This window comes from Mesorhizobium australicum WSM2073 (assembly GCF_000230995.2).
GTDB classification, from domain to species: domain Bacteria; phylum Pseudomonadota; class Alphaproteobacteria; order Rhizobiales; family Rhizobiaceae; genus Mesorhizobium; species Mesorhizobium australicum.
Genome location: NC_019973.1, coordinates 2,558,656 through 2,573,701, shown reverse-complemented (window position 1 = coordinate 2,573,701; position 15,046 = coordinate 2,558,656). Strand labels below are relative to the sequence as shown.

Below are 15,046 nucleotides of genomic sequence, written 5' to 3'. Positions count from 1 at the left end.
CGCAATGACAGTGAAACCATTCTTGGCCGGACAAGCTTGGCCAAAAGTGGAACGGCCCTTGGACAATCCAGGGATCAATCGAGCATCCATCGGGCATCTCGTGCGCGAATTCTACGCCGCGATCCGACAAAACGACCGCCTTGGCCCAATTTTCGCGCGCGAAATCCCTGGCGATTGGGAACCCCATCTTGAGAAAATGACCGACTTCTGGTGCTCCATCATCCTTCGGACTGGCGACTATCACGGGCGACCGCTGCCGGCTCACCTGAAACTGAAGGACGTCACAGAAGCGGATTTCGACATTTGGATGAGCATCTTCGGTAACACGGTCGCCGGCATCTTTGCGACTGAGACCGCTGCGGTGTTTCTTGATAGAGCCGAACGCATAGCAACAAGCCTGAAACTGGCGATGTTTTTTCGGTTAGAACGGCCGCAAGCTCATGTACCAGCCGATGCGGGGTAAGGTGCCCTAATGGCAATTCTTATCGTTCGCTGCTTGGATTTGTGCCTGTTTAGCACCTGCCGATGATTGCCATTCTTGGGATGCTCCTGGACATCACCTCGGCTAAACGCCCCGATGCTGGAACGTCGCGTTTGCCGCCAGCTCCGCGGGAGGCAATTGGAAGGCCCTTCGTAGCCCTAGTCTCCCCCAACCCAAGCAATTGCGAACCAGGCCGAACGGATAGGGCCGGCCATGCTCAATCACGGAACCGGCCGAGCTCCCGCCTTTCGAGCCCCCGGTGTTCAAACCGCAAGGGAATGCCTCGCCGTACCGCCTTGGAGAAATTTGTCGAATTTGGCCGCGACTGTCCTGACAACCGGTCGGGTCTCGATTGGGACGACGAAATGGTCGCCCTGCAGTTGCAGCAGTTCGCCTGAAGCAGCCGTGGCGAGACGACTGGCCTGAAGAAGCAGTTTCTCGCCACAGTCGCCGAACCGCTCCACGAGTTCGATCGCCGAGAAGGAGAAGTCGCACATTAGACGCTCGATGACCCAACCCCTCGCCCGGTCATCTCGGCTGAATTCGATGCCTCGGGCAGCCGCCAATTGGCCTGCGCTCACCACTTTCTCATATTCACCGGTGGCGACGATGTTCTGTGCGTAACCTTGCCTGTACCGGCTGACTGAGGACGGCCCGAACCCGATCAGGGTTTCACATTGATCCTCGGTATAGCCTTGGAAATTACGACGCAGTTGGCCGGTCTTCGCTGCCATTGTCAGCGAATCGTCACGTTTGGCGAAATGGTCGAGTCCAATGGGCACGTACCCGGCTGCCTCCATCATTTGTGCGGCAAGTCTCGACTGCGCGAGACGTTGCGCCGAGTTCGGCAACCACGTCTCGTCGATCATCGTTTGGTGTTTCTTGAACCATGGTACATGGGCGTATCCGAACAGCGCCACCCTCTCCGGCGTCAGCGTCAGCGCCTGTTCGACTGTCATGCCAATGCTGTCCAGCGTCTGGTACGGCAAGCCATAGAGCAGATCGAGATTGACCGATTTCACGCCGCGCGCACGGACCCTGTCCACCACCTGCTTCGTCAGTTCGAAACTCTGCTCGCGATTGATCGCCTTCTGGACCTTGAGGTCGAAATCCTGAACACCGAGGCTCGCCCTTGTCATGCCGATCTCGGCGAGGGCATCGAGGCGCGCCTCGTCCATGTCATTGGGTTCGATCTCGACACTGACACTGGCCTCGTCAAGGAGTTCGAACTCCACCCGCAAACGCTTTGCGAGCGCCACGATGTCACCTGGTCTCAACATCGTTGGTGAACCGCCCCCGAAATGGACGGCACGCACCCGCCCCTTGCCGCGGACAATGCGGGCCACAGCCTCGATTTCCGCATGCAGGGAGCGCAGAAACATCGCCACGGGTGCATAGTGGCGGGTCTGCTTGGTGTGACAGGCACAGAACCAGCACAGCTTGTCGCAATAAGGCACATGCAGATAGAGCGAGATCTCGCTGCCGGTTTCAACTGATTCCAGCCAGCCGTGGACGGTTTGCGCATCGACACCCGAATGGAAATGCGGTGCGGTCGGATAGCTGGTGTAGCGTGGGACGTTCTCGCCCAGCTTGGCGGCTAAATCCGGTGGGATGTCGCTGTTGGATGGCCTTTGCATGACTGTGAGTTAGGCTGATCCAGGCGGCGAATCCTTGATTTCAATCAATGTGCCAGCGCTGCGGAGACGGCAACCATGGCCCTAAGGTGATGCTGTCTACCGGCATCCGGATTCATGGGTGATGCAATGGCCGAGCGACAGGACGTTCACAACTTCGACATTCCGGTCTTGTGCCAATCCTGCGAGGCGCGCCATCACGGCGTCTGCGGCGCACTTGACCACGATCAGCTGGCCGGGCTGGCGAAAACCTCCGTCAAGCATAGCGTCGAGGCAGGTGAGGAACTGATCGGCGACGCCGAAGCGATAGAAAGCTTCTCGAACGTTCTCGCGGGCGTGGTCAAACTCACCAAGAGCCTCTCTGACGGGCGTCAACAGATAGTCGGCCTCCAATTCGCCCCGGACTTTCTGGGACGACCCTTCAAGCACGAAAGCGCTATCAATGCTGAGGCGGCGACGAGCGTTTCGCTTTGCTCATTTCCGAAGACCGCCATCGAGCGAATGATCAAGGCCTCGCCCGCGCTTGAGCACCGCCTCCTGCAGCAGGCCTTGAAGGAACTTGACCAGGCTCGGGATTGGATGGTGACACTCGGGCGCAAAACCGCCGCCGAGAAAGTTGCGAGCTTCTTGCTGATGATTGCAACAGGTATCGATCCGGCAAACGACCAGGACGCCGTATCGGCAGTCTTCGACCTGCCGCTGACCCGAGCCGATATTGCCGACTTTCTCGGCCTGACGATCGAGACAGTCAGCCGTCAATTGACCAAATTGCGCGCCGACGGGGTGATCAGAATCGAAAACAACAGACACGTCGTGGTCGACAACATGGTCCGGCTGAAACGGCGCTCAGGCGCCTAGTCAAGTACCCTCGCCGGGATTGTGGACAACACATGCTCTCTTTCGAAAGCCACGTGCCGGCGCATGTTGTCGAAGAACCCGCGAAGCATGAACCCCAGCGCCTCGGGATTGGCAACGGCGCCGCCGTGCCCGATGGCAAGCAAGGTGTCGGTAAGATCCTGGGCCGAGCATTCGTCCTCGACATGCTCCGCCTTGAGACGGCGGACAGATGCAACACGCGATGCGACGTGGGTGGTGTCGCTGGCAAACGCGGGGAAGACATATTCCTCTTCATAGGCGTGGCTCATGCGCAGCAGCGGTAGGAGTTCGTTGGCCACCAGAAGGCATTTCAAACGGTCCACCTTCGCGGGCAGCCCGTCGGCGATGGTCTCCAGCTCATCACAGATCCGCAGCTTTTGGTCATGCCAGCGACAAACGTCAAGACACGGCACCCGACCGCCGTGCAGACAGGCCGAGACAACCGGACAGGTTTCTGGCGTATCGCATCTTACGACCACTGAAGACTTACCACTGGCCATCGGGACCTCCACGCGTGAAATCATTTTGCAAGATTGTCCCAGTGGCGAAGCGCGGACTTTGACTTGGATCAAGGCGCCTGGCTGCCGCTCGCGGAATTGATGCAGCATCTGATTTTACAGCCGCGCATCAACTTCGCGCTCGGGGACATCATGAGATTTGGGACAGAAATCTTTGCATTGGGCCTATTCGCATTCGGCGCGCTGGTGGCCGCTGGCTTCGGAGTGGACGAGCCCTTTCGGCAGCACATGTGGGTTCTGTTCCTCGTGCTGCTCGGCTTTACCGCCATTCTTATTCGCAACACGAACTTCGCGCCGGCTAGTCCGGTCGATCCCACAGCCTATATGGATGGACCTATCCGTTACGGCGCTATCGCCACCATGTTCTGGGGCGTTGTCGGCATGCTGGTTGGCGTCATCATTGCCCTGCAACTGGCTTATCCACATCTCAACATCCAGCCGTGGTTCAACTTCGGCCGGCTGCGGCCGGTGCATACGTCGGGAGTCGTGTTTGCATTTGGCGGCAACGCGCTTTTGTGCACATCGCTCTATGTCGTTCAGCGGACCTGCCGCGCACGCCTGTTCGGCGGTGATCTCGCGTGGTTCGTGTTCTGGGGCTACCAGCTGTTCATCGTGATGGCAGCTACGGGCTATCTGCTCGGAATTACCGAGTCTCGCGAATACGCCGAACCCGAATGGTACGTGGACATCTGGCTGACCATCGTTTGGGTCGCCTACCTCATCCTTTTCCTTGGCACGATCCTCAAGCGCAAGGAACCACACATCTACGTCGCCAACTGGTTCTACCTCTCCTTCATCGTGACGATCGCGATGCTGCATGTGGTCAACAACCTGTCGATGCCCGCCTCGTTCCTGGGTTCGAAAAGCTACTCGGCGTTCTCAGGCGTCCAGGATGCCCTGACGCAATGGTGGTACGGCCACAACGCGGTCGGTTTCTTCCTGACGGCCGGCTTTCTGGGCATGATGTATTACTTCGTCCCCAAGCAGGCTAACAGGCCGGTCTACTCCTACCGGCTGTCGATCATCCACTTTTGGGCGCTGATCTTCCTCTACATCTGGGCTGGTCCGCATCACCTGCACTACACTGCCCTGCCCGACTGGGCGCAGACCCTCGGCATGGTGTTCTCGATCATGCTCTGGATGCCGTCCTGGGGAGGCATGATCAACGGCCTGATGACGCTGTCGGGCGCCTGGGACAAGATCCGCACGGATCCCATCATCCGCATGATGGTCGCGGCGATCGCCTTCTACGGCATGTCGACCTTCGAAGGCCCGATGATGTCCATCAAGTCGGTGAATTCACTGTCCCACTACACCGACTGGACAATCGGCCACGTTCACTCAGGCGCGCTCGGCTGGGTCGGCCTGATCTCGTTTGGCGCGCTCTACTACATGGTTCCGAAGCTGTGGAATCGCGAGCGTCTCTATTCGCTGCGCCTTGTCACCTGGCACTTCTGGCTGGCGACACTGGGGATCGTGGTCTACGCGGCCGTGATGTGGGTCTCCGGCATCATGCAGGGCCTGATGTGGCGCGAATACGACGAACAGGGCTTCCTGGTCTATTCCTTCGCCGAGTCCGTGGCCGCTATGCACCCCTACTACGTGATGCGTGCCATCGGCGGGGCGATGTACCTCTCTGGCGCCCTCCTCATGGCCTGGAACATCACCATGACCATCCTCGGGCGCCAACGCGAAGAGGCGGCCATGCCGGGCTCGGTCCCCGCCCTTCAGCCCGCGCAGTAAGGAGCCATTCCCATGAGCTTGATGGACAAACACTCGGTCATCGAGAAGAACGCGACGCTTCTTCTGGTCGGCTCGCTGCTGGTCGTCACAATAGGCGGCATCGTCGAGATCGCACCGCTTTTCTATCTCGACAACACGATAGAGAAGGTCGAAGGCATGCGGCCCTATTCGCCGCTTGAGCTCGTCGGGCGCAACATCTACGTGCGTGAAGGCTGCTACCTCTGCCACAGCCAGATGATCAGACCCTTCCGTGACGAAGTCGAGCGCTATGGCCACTACAGCCTCGCCGCGGAGTCGATGTACGATCATCCCTTTCAGTGGGGGTCCAAGCGCACAGGCCCAGATCTGGCGCGTGTTGGCGACCGCTATTCAAACGAATGGCACACCCAGCATCTGACGAACCCACAGTCGGTGGTGCCTGAATCGGTCATGCCAAGCTATGGCTTCCTGAACGACACGCCGCTCGACCTGAAGAACTTTTCGACCCATCTCGTGGCCAACGCCCGTGTCGGTGTTCCCTACACGCCCGAAATGATTGCCAATGCGGATGCCGACCTGAAGGCGCAGGCGGATCCCGCCGCCGACACGACGGCGCTTGAGAAGCGCTATCCCAAGGCCAAGCTCGGCGATTTCGACGGCAATCCGAGCCAGGTCACCGAGATGGACGCGCTGGTTGCCTACCTGCAAATGCTCGGGACTCTGGTCGACTTCAAGAACTACGACGAATCCGCTGGATACCGCTGAGGAAAACGCAATGGACTACAATGCGATGCGGCAATTCGCCGACAGTTGGGTTCTCCTTTTCATGGCCCTGTTCTTTGTCGGGGCGATCGTCTTCGCACTCCGACCAGGCGGTAAGAGCCAGGCTGACGAAGCAGCCAGAATCCCTCTGAAGGACGACTGACCATGAGCGACGAGCATATCGACGAGGTGTCGGGCATCTCCACGACCGGCCATGAATGGGATGGCATCAGGGAGCTCAACAACCCCCTCCCGCGGTGGTGGGTGATCTGCTTCTACATCACCATCGTCTGGGCGCTCGGGTACACCATCTTCTATCCGGCGTGGCCGATGCTGACGTCCGCCACGAAGGGCGTGCTTGGCTATTCCAGCCGAAATGAAGTCAAGAACGAGCTTGCCGCCGCCGACGCTGCCAAAGACAAATATGTGGCGGCAGTGCAATCGAAATCCGTGTCTGAAATTCTGGCGGATGACACTTTGCGCGAGTTTGCTGTCGCCGCCGGTGGAGCCGCATTCAAGGTCAATTGCACCCAATGCCACGGGTCCGGCGCCGCGGGATCGAAGGGCTTTCCCAACCTCAATGACGACGATTGGCTTTGGGGCGGCAAACCGGACCAGATCCAGCAGACCATCACACACGGCATCCGCTTTGTGCTGGACTCCGACACGAGGGTTTCGGAAATGCCGGCCTTCGCCGAAGTCCTTACAGCGGAACAGATCGCGCAGGTCAGCACTTTCGTCGCCAGCCTGTCCGGCGGCGTCGAAAACTCCGCCTTGATCGCTCCGGGCGCTAAGGTGTTCGCGGAGAGCTGTGCCGCATGCCACGGTGACACCGCCAAGGGAAACCGCGAGGTCGGTGCGCCTGACCTGACAGATGCGATCTGGCTCTATGGCTCGGGCGAGAGCGCGATCGCGGCACAGGTCCGCGCGCCCAGGCAGGGGGTGATGCCTGCCTGGGGAGCGCGCCTGGGTGAAACCAAGGTCAAGGAACTCGCCGTTTACGTCCATTCGCTTGGCGGTGGGGAATAGGAAACGGGGGGCTATTCCCGGCCCTTCGCCGCCAAAGCGACGAGGCCCGGCCGTGCCGGGCCTCGACTGTTTTGTTGACCGCTGGCGGATTGACTTGCGTCAACGCAGTCCTGGCCACCATGCGTCAAACCTATCCAGATCATAAGCTACGCGTCTGGAGATGCCGGTGCTGGACCAAACACAGATCGAACGGCTTGAGGCAGAGCCGGTCAATTCCGCCAAGACACGGCAGCCGCTTTACGCCGCACGCAAGAAGATCTTTCCCAAGCGCGCTTCTGGTCGCTTTCGCCAGTTCAAATGGCTGGTGATGGCCATTACCCTCGGCATCTATTACCTGACACCATGGCTGCGGTGGGATCGCGGCGCTTACGCGCCAGACCAGGCGGTTCTGGTGGACCTCGCGAGCCGCCGCTTCTACTTCTTCTTCATCGAGATCTGGCCGCAGGAATTCTACTACGTCGCCGGGCTGCTCGTGATGGCCGGGGTCGGCCTCTTCCTGCTCACGTCCACCGTCGGCCGCGCCTGGTGCGGCTACGCTTGCCCGCAGACGGTATGGGTCGATCTGTTTCTTGTCGTAGAACGCGCGATCGAGGGAGATCGCAATGCGCGCATGAAACTTGACGCTGGCTCGTGGACAGCTCGCAAGCTCGCACTTCGTACGGCCAAACACCTGATCTGGCTGGTCATAGCGGTGGCGACAGGTGGAGCATGGATATTCTACTTCGCCGATGCCCCAACACTCCTGCGGGAGGTGTTCACCGGGACCGCGGCAGCCGTCGCCTATGGGACGATCGGCATCCTGACAGCGACTACCTACACTTTCGGCGGGTTGATGCGCGAACAGGTGTGCACGTACATGTGCCCATGGCCGCGGATCCAGGCAGCCATGCTCGACGAGAGTTCGCTGACGGTCACCTACAATGACTGGCGTGGCGAGCCGCGTTCGCGGCATGCCAAGAAGGTCCAGGCAGCCGGCTTTTCAACCGGGGACTGTGTCGATTGCAACGCCTGCGTCGCCGTCTGCCCGATGGGCATCGACATCCGCGACGGTCAGCAACTCGAATGCATCACCTGCGCGCTGTGCATCGACGCGTGCGATGGCGTCATGGACAAGCTCGGCAGGGAGCGCGGGCTGATTTCCTACGCCACTCTAACCGACTACAACGCCAACATGGCCCTGGCTACGGCTCAGAGAACGTCGCCCATCACACCTTCGCTGATCAGGGCCGGTGACGGGCGGTTCTCCGAAAAGGTTGCGCATTTCCATCTGGGGAAAATCTTTCGGCCACGCACCTTCGTCTACATGGGCCTGTGGTCGATGCTTGGAGTTGGATTGGGCTACTCGCTGCTGACGCGCGACCGGCTCGAAGTGAATGTCCTTCATGACCGCAATCCGCAGTTCGTCACGTTGTCCGATGGCGCCATCCGCAATGGCTACACAGTCAAACTGCTCAACATGATTCCGAAGCCGCGGACGATTGTCGTCACGCTGCAGGGGCTCGAAGGCGCCGAGATGAGCCTGGTCGGCAGCGACCTCCCGCCGGGGCGCTCATTTGCGATCCCTGTCGAACCCGACCGACTGAAAATGCTGAAGATTTTTGTGCGCATGCCAGTTGCTCGGATCCACGGTGAAACGCAGAGCTTCAAGTTCGTCGCCGAGGACAAAGCGTCATTTGAGGCTAACCAGTACGTCGCCACCTTCAACGCGCCGGAGATCAGGAAATGAGCACCGCGACACAGAGGCCCCGCGAATTCACCGGCAGGCATATGCTTGCCGTCATCCTGGCTTTCTTCGGTGTCGTCATCGGGGTCAACGTCTTGATGGCCACACTGGCAAACACAAGCTGGACAGGCCTCGTCGTCGAGAACACCTATGTCGCCAGTCAGCAATTCAACAAGAAAGCCGAGCAAGGCCGCGCCCAGGCGGCACTCGGTTGGAAAAGCCTGTTTGTCATCTCGGACGGAGACGTCCGTTACAGCTTGGCTGATGCCGCCGGCAAACCGATTGCGTTGCACAGTGTCAAGGTGATGTTTCGCCATCCTGCCTATGAGAAGGAAGACAAATTAGTCATTCTGACTTCCGGGAACGCACAGGAATTCGCGGCGCGCCATCAGCCCAAGGACGGTGTCTGGATCGTTGAAGTCGACGCCGATGCCGGCCTCGCCGAGCCGTATCGCGAGGTTCGACGGCTGATCATCGCTCACGGTGAAATCCAATGAGCTGCTGCGCACCCGGAGCTGAATCCGTACTGGATCTCAGTGGTCCGACGGCGAATTTGCCGTCAAGCCAGGAGATCCGCCTGGCAAGCCGGGCGCTTGGCGACGGAATCAATCAAACCGATTTGTCGGTGCCAACGGTCCACTGCGGTGCCTGCATCCAAACCATCGAGTCTGCGCTCGGCAAACTCGATCGGGTCGAGAGCGCGCGCGTGAACCTTTCCACAAAAAGGGTCTCCGTCCGCTGGCGTGACGGTGCGGTGCCACCGCTGGCAAGCGTCCTCGCCGACCTGGGTTATCAGGCCCACCTCTTTGATCCTCAGGCCGAAGCACGAGATGAAACGCTGTCGGAGTTGATTCGCGCAGTGGCGGTTGCAGGCTTTGCAGCCGGCAACATCATGCTTCTCTCGGTCTCGGTCTGGTCCGGTGCGCAAGGCGCAACGCGCGATCTCTTCCATTGGGTATCGGCACTTATTGCCATACCCGCGCTGGCGTTCGCCGGCGGCATCTTCTTTCGCTCGGCCTGGAATGCCCTGCGCCATGGTCGCATGAACATGGACGTCCCGATCGCTGTGGGCGTCTCTCTGGCCTATGCCATGAGCCTTTACGAGACGATCAACCATGGCGATCATGCCTATTTCGACGCCTCGGTGTCGCTTCTGTTTTTTCTTCTGATCGGCAGAACGCTCGACCACGTCATGCGCGAAAGGGCGCGGACCGCGGTGAAAGGCTTGTCACGGCTTACAGCGCGCGGTGCGATGGTCATACGCGCCGACGCCTCGCGCGACTATCTGGCGGTGGAGGAAATTGTACCAAGAATGCACCTGCTTGTAGCCGCAGGCGAGAGAATCCCGGTCGACGGCCTGATCCGCCAGGGAACGTCGGATCTCGATTGTTCCCTGGTTTCCGGCGAGAGCACGCCGAGAAATGCCTCCCCCGGCCAGATCGTTCAAGCCGGCATACTCAACCTCACCGGGCCTCTGACCATCGAATGTACGGCTGTTGCGAAGGATTCGTTCCTGGCGGAGATGGTTCGGCTGATGGAGGCCGCCGAAGGTGGGCGCGCGAAGTATCGCCGCATCGCCGATCGTGTGTCGGCGCTTTATGCCCCTGTGGTCCACCTCACCGCCTTCGCGACATTCCTCGGATGGGTGGCCGCCACCGGCGACTGGCACCGGTCGATTACGATCGCCATCGCCGTTCTGGTCATCACGTGTCCCTGCGCTCTTGGTCTTGCGGTCCCCATCGTTCAGGTAGTCGCGGCGCGGCGCCTTTTCGAAAGCGGCATCATGGTCAAGGATGGCTCGGCTATGGAGCGTCTCGCAACGATCGACGTCGCAGCCTTCGACAAGACAGGCACACTCACGCTCGGACAGCCACGCCTCGTCAATGGGTCTTCGATCGACCCCGCCATGCTGGCAATGGCGGCAGACATGGCCTCGAACTCACGCCATCCCTTCTCGAAGGCGATCGCCGGCTTTGCCGGTCGCGACGGGCAACAGAGATTTGACTACATCACCGAACACCCGGGTTTTGGCATAGAGGCCAAGTCGGCGGGGAGCACCTGGAGATTGGGCCGGCGCGGATGGGCAGGATGGAGGGCCCGAACCGGTGGCGAAGGCAAGCACGGCTTCGGCGGAACAGTCTTGTCGAAGGACGGCATGATCGTTGCGACCTTCGAATTCGAGGATGCGTTGCGCCCCGACGCCCGGAGCGCTTTGATCCAGCTGGAAGACGCCGGAGTGTCAGTCGAGATGCTGTCAGGCGACACGGCGCACGCCTGCAGCAAAGTCGCGCAAACGCTGGCCATCGGCAAGTTCGTTCCGTGCCTGTTGCCGTCCGGAAAGGTCGAACGCGTGGAAGACCTCGCCCGGGCCGGGCACAGGGTCCTGATGGTTGGCGACGGCCTGAACGACACGCCGGCGCTCAGCGCGGCACATGTGTCCATCGCTCCGGCTACTGCCGCCGATATTGGCCGCAGCGCCGCCGATTTCGTATTCCTTCGCGAAAGCCTGCTGGCCATACCTCTCGCGCTGGACGTTTCACGAAAAGCGGGACGGCTCATTCGCCAGAATCTCGCTTTGGCGATCGTCTACAATGCGGTGGCGGTGCCGATCGCGATCCTCGGTCACGTCACGCCGCTGATCGCTGCGGCCGCGATGTCGGTTTCCTCGCTGTTGGTCATCGCAAACGCGTTGCGCCTGAATGGATCCGTCCCTCACAGGCCGGCGCGCCCTTCTGTCGACGTGCCGAGTTCCAAGGCTCAACCGTCGGCAGCCCTGTCATGACAACGCTCGTCTACTTGATTCCGGTTGCCCTGTTTCTTGGCACGCTCGGGCTGGTCGGCTTCCTTTGGGCTCTTAGGAGTGGTCAATACGAGGACCTTGATGGCGCTGCGGAGCGCATCCTGACCGACCCGGAGGATGCCCCGCATCCTTCGCTGTCAGGAAACAGGGTGATGCCCGGGACTCCTGCGGCGAGACAAAGGGGAATGACCTAGACGGCCGTACCGACAACGGCACCAATGCCCGCCGTCAGCGCCATTGCCAACGCTCCCCAGAACGTCACGCGTGATGTTGCCTTCAGCACGTTGGCGCCCCCGGCCTTCGCACCGATCGCGCCCAGCACCGCCAGGAACAACAGGGATGCAATCGAAACGACCGCGACAAGTCGGGACGGCGATGACAGCAGGACCATCGCCAGCGGCATGATCGCACCGATGGAAAACGCCGCTGCCGAAGCCAGCGCGGCCAGGATCGGTCTTGCAGCCGTTGTCTCGGAAATACCAAGCTCGTCACGGGCATGGGCGCCGAGCGCATCCTTGGCCATCAGCTGATCGGCGACCTGCAGTGCCAGATGGGGCTCAACTCCGCGCTGGATATAAATCTGCGCAAGCTCCTGCCGCTCGAAATCCGGTTGCGTCACCAATTCTTCTCGCTCGCGGGCAAGATCCGCCTGCTCAGTGTCGGCCTGGGAGCTGACGGATACATACTCGCCGGCGGCCATCGACATGGCGCCGGCAACCAGCCCCGCTATGCCCGCCACCAGGACATTGGCGGTGGCGGCGTTGGCGGCGGCAACGCCAATAATCAGGCTTGCGGTCGAGACGATGCCATCGTTCGCGCCGAGCACCGCGGCACGCAGCCAGCCGATGCGCGAGACAAGGTGGTTTTCAGCATGAAGTCGTGACATTGGGTTGAGGTCCCATTCCTTCGCCTGGTATTCAGCGGATACGTCTAACCGTCACTGCTTTCACCCCGTGCACGATCAAAAAAGACGCGGCATTCTCGTGCGATGATGTGCGCAAATGCCTTGATCCAAGACAACTGGATTCGTTCGTTTTTGAATTCTTGCCATGGAAAGGGCTCGCCGCTTGGCGGCCACTGACAGCCAGTTGTCAGCTAGCTTGTGACAAATTGCTGCCAACGCGAATGCAACGGCATGGCCGTAGCGCGCGCCTGAACTTGGGAACCAGCTCTCATGAAACAGATCGCCTTGTCGCTTATCGTCATCGCCTCCTCGGGCGCTTATGTCTGGGATTAGTCCGGCAATGGCCATGCCAAGGACCCGATTGATAGCGCCCTGTCCTCCAACGCCGTCGGCGACGCGTTGCCGTCGATTGCCCAATCTGCTCTTGCCTCTCCAAATTCGGCAGCCGCGGCATTTCCAACCGAGGTTCGCCTGCGAGATGTGCAGCATGAGGTCGCGCAGAGCATGCCGCTTCAGATTGGAACGGAAACCACGGCGGCAATTGCGACTGCCGCGCGCAAGCCGGCACTCGCCGCCAGCACGCCGACTTCCCGTATGACGGCCGCGTCACCAGAACAACTGTCAGCGCCAGCAGTCGCCAGCCCTGCACCACCGGACACTCCATCTTTCGCGGTGACGCCAGCTGTCTATATTCCGATCCCGCAGCCGAGGCCGGCATATCCGCAGGCGCCGGCCCGCAATCTGGACTATGCCGAGGCCGCCGGCTTCAGCAGTGAGATCGCCGAGATTCATGAGAACCTTGGCGGTATCAGCGCATGCACCTTTCTGGTCTGGGGCCTGAGGGGTCGAGCGAGCCGTCGGACTTGCGGATGTCAAATCCTTTTTCGAGCGCCGCTGCGATGGAGGCGAATTCGGTGTGGCTTCCGGTGTTCGTCACCAGCATGGTGGCGGTCCCGCTGCGAACCGATGTGCCTGTGAATACCGCGTTCCAGCGCTGCGCGACGGCGCCGACCGGCCAGGTGTCTTCACCGCCGGAAACGTCTCGCCGGTGAGCACAGCCTCGCTGACATTTAAATTCACAGGTTTCGAGGAGGACACCGTCCGCTGGGATCAGGTTCCCGGCCGAGAGCCGGATAATGTCGCCTGGCACGATGTCCTGGGCATCAACGGAACGCTCGGATTGGTCGCGCAAGACCAGGCCCTGCGCGAAGTGCGCTGCTTGAGTGCTTGGGTCGCACGTGAGGCGCCGTATTCCTGCGTGAAGCTCAGGAGCAGCTTGTCAGCACGATCAGAGCGATGATCGCGGCCTCTTGGCCATCTCCAACGAACGCCGAAACGATGGCGGCAAAAATCAGGATGAGAACGAGCGGGCTGCGAAATTGCTGGCCGAACACACTGAGCGCCGATGAGCCGGATTGCGATGTCGGAGTGTTTCGACCGATTTTGGCGAGTCGCGCTTCGGCTTCGACGGTCGTGAGCCCGGCCGCCGACGATTGCAGCGGTGCAACAGCTCGGGGCTGTCGAGTGACCAATAGGCGCCTTCGGAAGTTGGAATGCTCATTGAAGCGAGGGCGGACTGCATGATGCGTTTCCTTTGCTGTCGGCCAACCGCTGAGTTGGCCGACATCGGTCAGGGTGCGCTACGGGGGAACATCAATAGGAAAGGAAGCGGCTGATGCCGTTGTCTTCGAGCAGCGTTCGCGTGACGCCGCCAAATGCCCATTCGCGCAGCCGGCTGTGGCCATACGCTCCGGAAACGATCAGGTCCGCCTGAATGGAACGCGCGATCGCCGACAGCTGATCGCCATCCCCTTTCCCGACGATCACCTCCGTTCGTGTCTCGACGCGATGCAATTCGAGGAAGGCCGCGACATCGGCCAGACTGTCGCGAATGCTGCCGTCGGAATCGGTGTCCATGGTTGCGACGACTACTTCCTTGGCCTTGGCCAGAAGCGGCAAGGCATCCGAGATCGCGCGCCTGGCCTCCCTAGTATCCTTCCACGCAACCAGAATGATTCTTGCCGGAACATGTTCGACATTCTTCGCCGCGACCAGGACCGGGCGGCCGGCGCCGAGTACGAGGCTGCCGATATCCACGGCGCGAAAGACATTTTCTCCGATGTCACTGCCTGTCACGATCAGATCGGCTGCTCGCGCTGAGACAGAGAGGAAGCGGGTCGGGCTGCAAATTGCTTGGCCCCATTCACTTCTGATCGAGGCCGGAACCAGCCGCTCGAATTCGGCGCGCAGTTCGGCAAGCCGCTTTTCAATCTCCGTTCGCTCAATTTGCATGATCTCGCCTTCGTAGACCATGCCATCGCCGGTCGCGACCAGCGGCGGCACATCTGCCGCCGCCAGACCGATAAGACGGCCGCCAAATCGATCCGCAAGATCGATGGCGACCTTCACAATTGGCGCAGGGGACCCATCCACTGCGAGATTTACGGCAATTGACTTGTACGACATCGTGCGGACCTTTCGTGGCGTTTGAATGCAGCCATCCAGTACGCTCGTTGGCGCCCGACGCCTTGATGCGCGTCAAGAGACACATTTCCGACTACCCGCCAAATCCAGTCGAAATCGGATCCCGAATGGTT

The 15,046-nt window shown here is 60.5% G+C and carries 15 protein-coding genes and 1 pseudogene; 10 read left to right on the top strand and 6 right to left on the bottom strand.

Annotated elements, in window-relative coordinates:
* Positions 1-4: 4 nt before the first annotated feature.
* On the top strand, positions 5-463 hold the full coding sequence (locus MESAU_RS12355) for a group III truncated hemoglobin (protein ID WP_015316370.1): 459 nt from the start codon (positions 5-7) through the stop codon (positions 461-463).
* Between the two features lie 281 nt (positions 464-744).
* On the opposite strand, the gene hemN is transcribed toward MESAU_RS12355, so the two are convergent.
* The gene (hemN, locus tag MESAU_RS12350; RefSeq protein WP_041163708.1) at positions 745-2,094 is read right to left on the bottom strand and encodes an oxygen-independent coproporphyrinogen III oxidase; all 1,350 of its coding nucleotides are present in this window, start codon (positions 2,092-2,094) and stop codon (positions 745-747) included.
* A 150-nt stretch (positions 2,095-2,244) separates the two neighbouring features.
* Between hemN and MESAU_RS12345 the strand changes: the two genes are divergently transcribed.
* Positions 2,245-2,973, top strand: coding sequence for a Crp/Fnr family transcriptional regulator (locus MESAU_RS12345; RefSeq protein ID WP_015316368.1), 729 nt, complete (start codon positions 2,245-2,247; stop codon positions 2,971-2,973).
* Here the strand turns inward: MESAU_RS12345 and MESAU_RS12340 are convergent.
* Positions 2,970-3,491 (bottom strand): hemerythrin domain-containing protein, encoded by a 522-nt coding sequence (locus MESAU_RS12340; RefSeq protein ID WP_015316367.1) that lies wholly within the window; start codon positions 3,489-3,491, stop codon positions 2,970-2,972. The two genes, MESAU_RS12345 and MESAU_RS12340, sit on opposite strands and share 4 nt — an antisense overlap.
* Positions 3,492-3,641: 150 nt before the next feature.
* Between MESAU_RS12340 and ccoN the strand changes: the two genes are divergently transcribed.
* The 8 genes and pseudogenes from ccoN to ccoS all read left to right on the top strand — a co-directional run.
* Positions 3,642-5,252, top strand: a complete 1,611-nt coding sequence (gene ccoN / locus MESAU_RS12335) for a cytochrome-c oxidase, cbb3-type subunit I (protein WP_041163707.1) — start codon at positions 3,642-3,644, stop codon at positions 5,250-5,252.
* 12 nt (positions 5,253-5,264) lie between these two features.
* Positions 5,265-5,996, top strand: coding sequence for a cytochrome-c oxidase, cbb3-type subunit II (gene ccoO / locus MESAU_RS12330; RefSeq protein WP_015316365.1), 732 nt, complete (start codon positions 5,265-5,267; stop codon positions 5,994-5,996).
* Between the two features lie 10 nt (positions 5,997-6,006).
* Positions 6,007-6,156 (top strand): cbb3-type cytochrome c oxidase subunit 3, encoded by a 150-nt coding sequence (locus MESAU_RS12325; protein ID WP_015316364.1) that lies wholly within the window; start codon positions 6,007-6,009, stop codon positions 6,154-6,156.
* A 2-nt stretch (positions 6,157-6,158) separates the two neighbouring features.
* Positions 6,159-7,022 carry a cytochrome-c oxidase, cbb3-type subunit III gene (gene ccoP, locus MESAU_RS12320; protein ID WP_015316363.1) on the top strand — a complete coding sequence of 288 codons (864 nt, stop codon included), beginning with the start codon at positions 6,159-6,161 and terminating at the stop codon, positions 7,020-7,022.
* A 160-nt stretch (positions 7,023-7,182) separates the two neighbouring features.
* The gene (gene ccoG, locus MESAU_RS12315) at positions 7,183-8,748 is read left to right on the top strand and encodes a cytochrome c oxidase accessory protein CcoG (RefSeq protein WP_083882984.1); all 1,566 of its coding nucleotides are present in this window, start codon (positions 7,183-7,185) and stop codon (positions 8,746-8,748) included.
* The gene (locus MESAU_RS12310) at positions 8,745-9,242 is read left to right on the top strand and encodes a FixH family protein (protein ID WP_015316361.1); all 498 of its coding nucleotides are present in this window, start codon (positions 8,745-8,747) and stop codon (positions 9,240-9,242) included. The genes ccoG and MESAU_RS12310 overlap by 4 nt, the downstream gene beginning before the upstream one ends.
* Entirely contained in the window at positions 9,239-11,527 is a 2,289-nt protein-coding gene (locus MESAU_RS12305; RefSeq protein WP_015316360.1) for a heavy metal translocating P-type ATPase, read from the top strand. The genes MESAU_RS12310 and MESAU_RS12305 overlap by 4 nt, the downstream gene beginning before the upstream one ends.
* Positions 11,524-11,664: pseudogene (gene ccoS / locus MESAU_RS12300) on the top strand (cbb3-type cytochrome oxidase assembly protein CcoS); the annotation flags it as partial. The gene MESAU_RS12305 and the pseudogene ccoS, both read left to right, overlap by 4 nt.
* Positions 11,665-11,735: 71 nt before the next feature.
* Here the strand turns inward: ccoS and MESAU_RS12295 are convergent.
* From MESAU_RS12295 to MESAU_RS12285, 4 genes are all read right to left on the bottom strand, one after another.
* Complete coding sequence (locus MESAU_RS12295; protein WP_015316358.1) at positions 11,736-12,431, bottom strand: VIT1/CCC1 transporter family protein; 696 nt, start codon at positions 12,429-12,431, stop codon at positions 11,736-11,738.
* Positions 12,432-13,257: 826 nt separating this feature from the next.
* On the bottom strand, positions 13,258-13,641 hold the full coding sequence (locus tag MESAU_RS31835) for a P-type ATPase actuator domain-containing protein (protein WP_041163345.1): 384 nt from the start codon (positions 13,639-13,641) through the stop codon (positions 13,258-13,260).
* Between the two features lie 73 nt (positions 13,642-13,714).
* Positions 13,715-13,981, bottom strand: coding sequence for a cation-transporting P-type ATPase (locus MESAU_RS31830; protein WP_245262961.1), 267 nt, complete (start codon positions 13,979-13,981; stop codon positions 13,715-13,717).
* Positions 13,982-14,102: 121 nt separating this feature from the next.
* On the bottom strand, positions 14,103-14,915 hold the full coding sequence (locus MESAU_RS12285) for a universal stress protein (protein ID WP_015316357.1): 813 nt from the start codon (positions 14,913-14,915) through the stop codon (positions 14,103-14,105).
* Positions 14,916-15,046 lie beyond the last annotated feature (131 nt).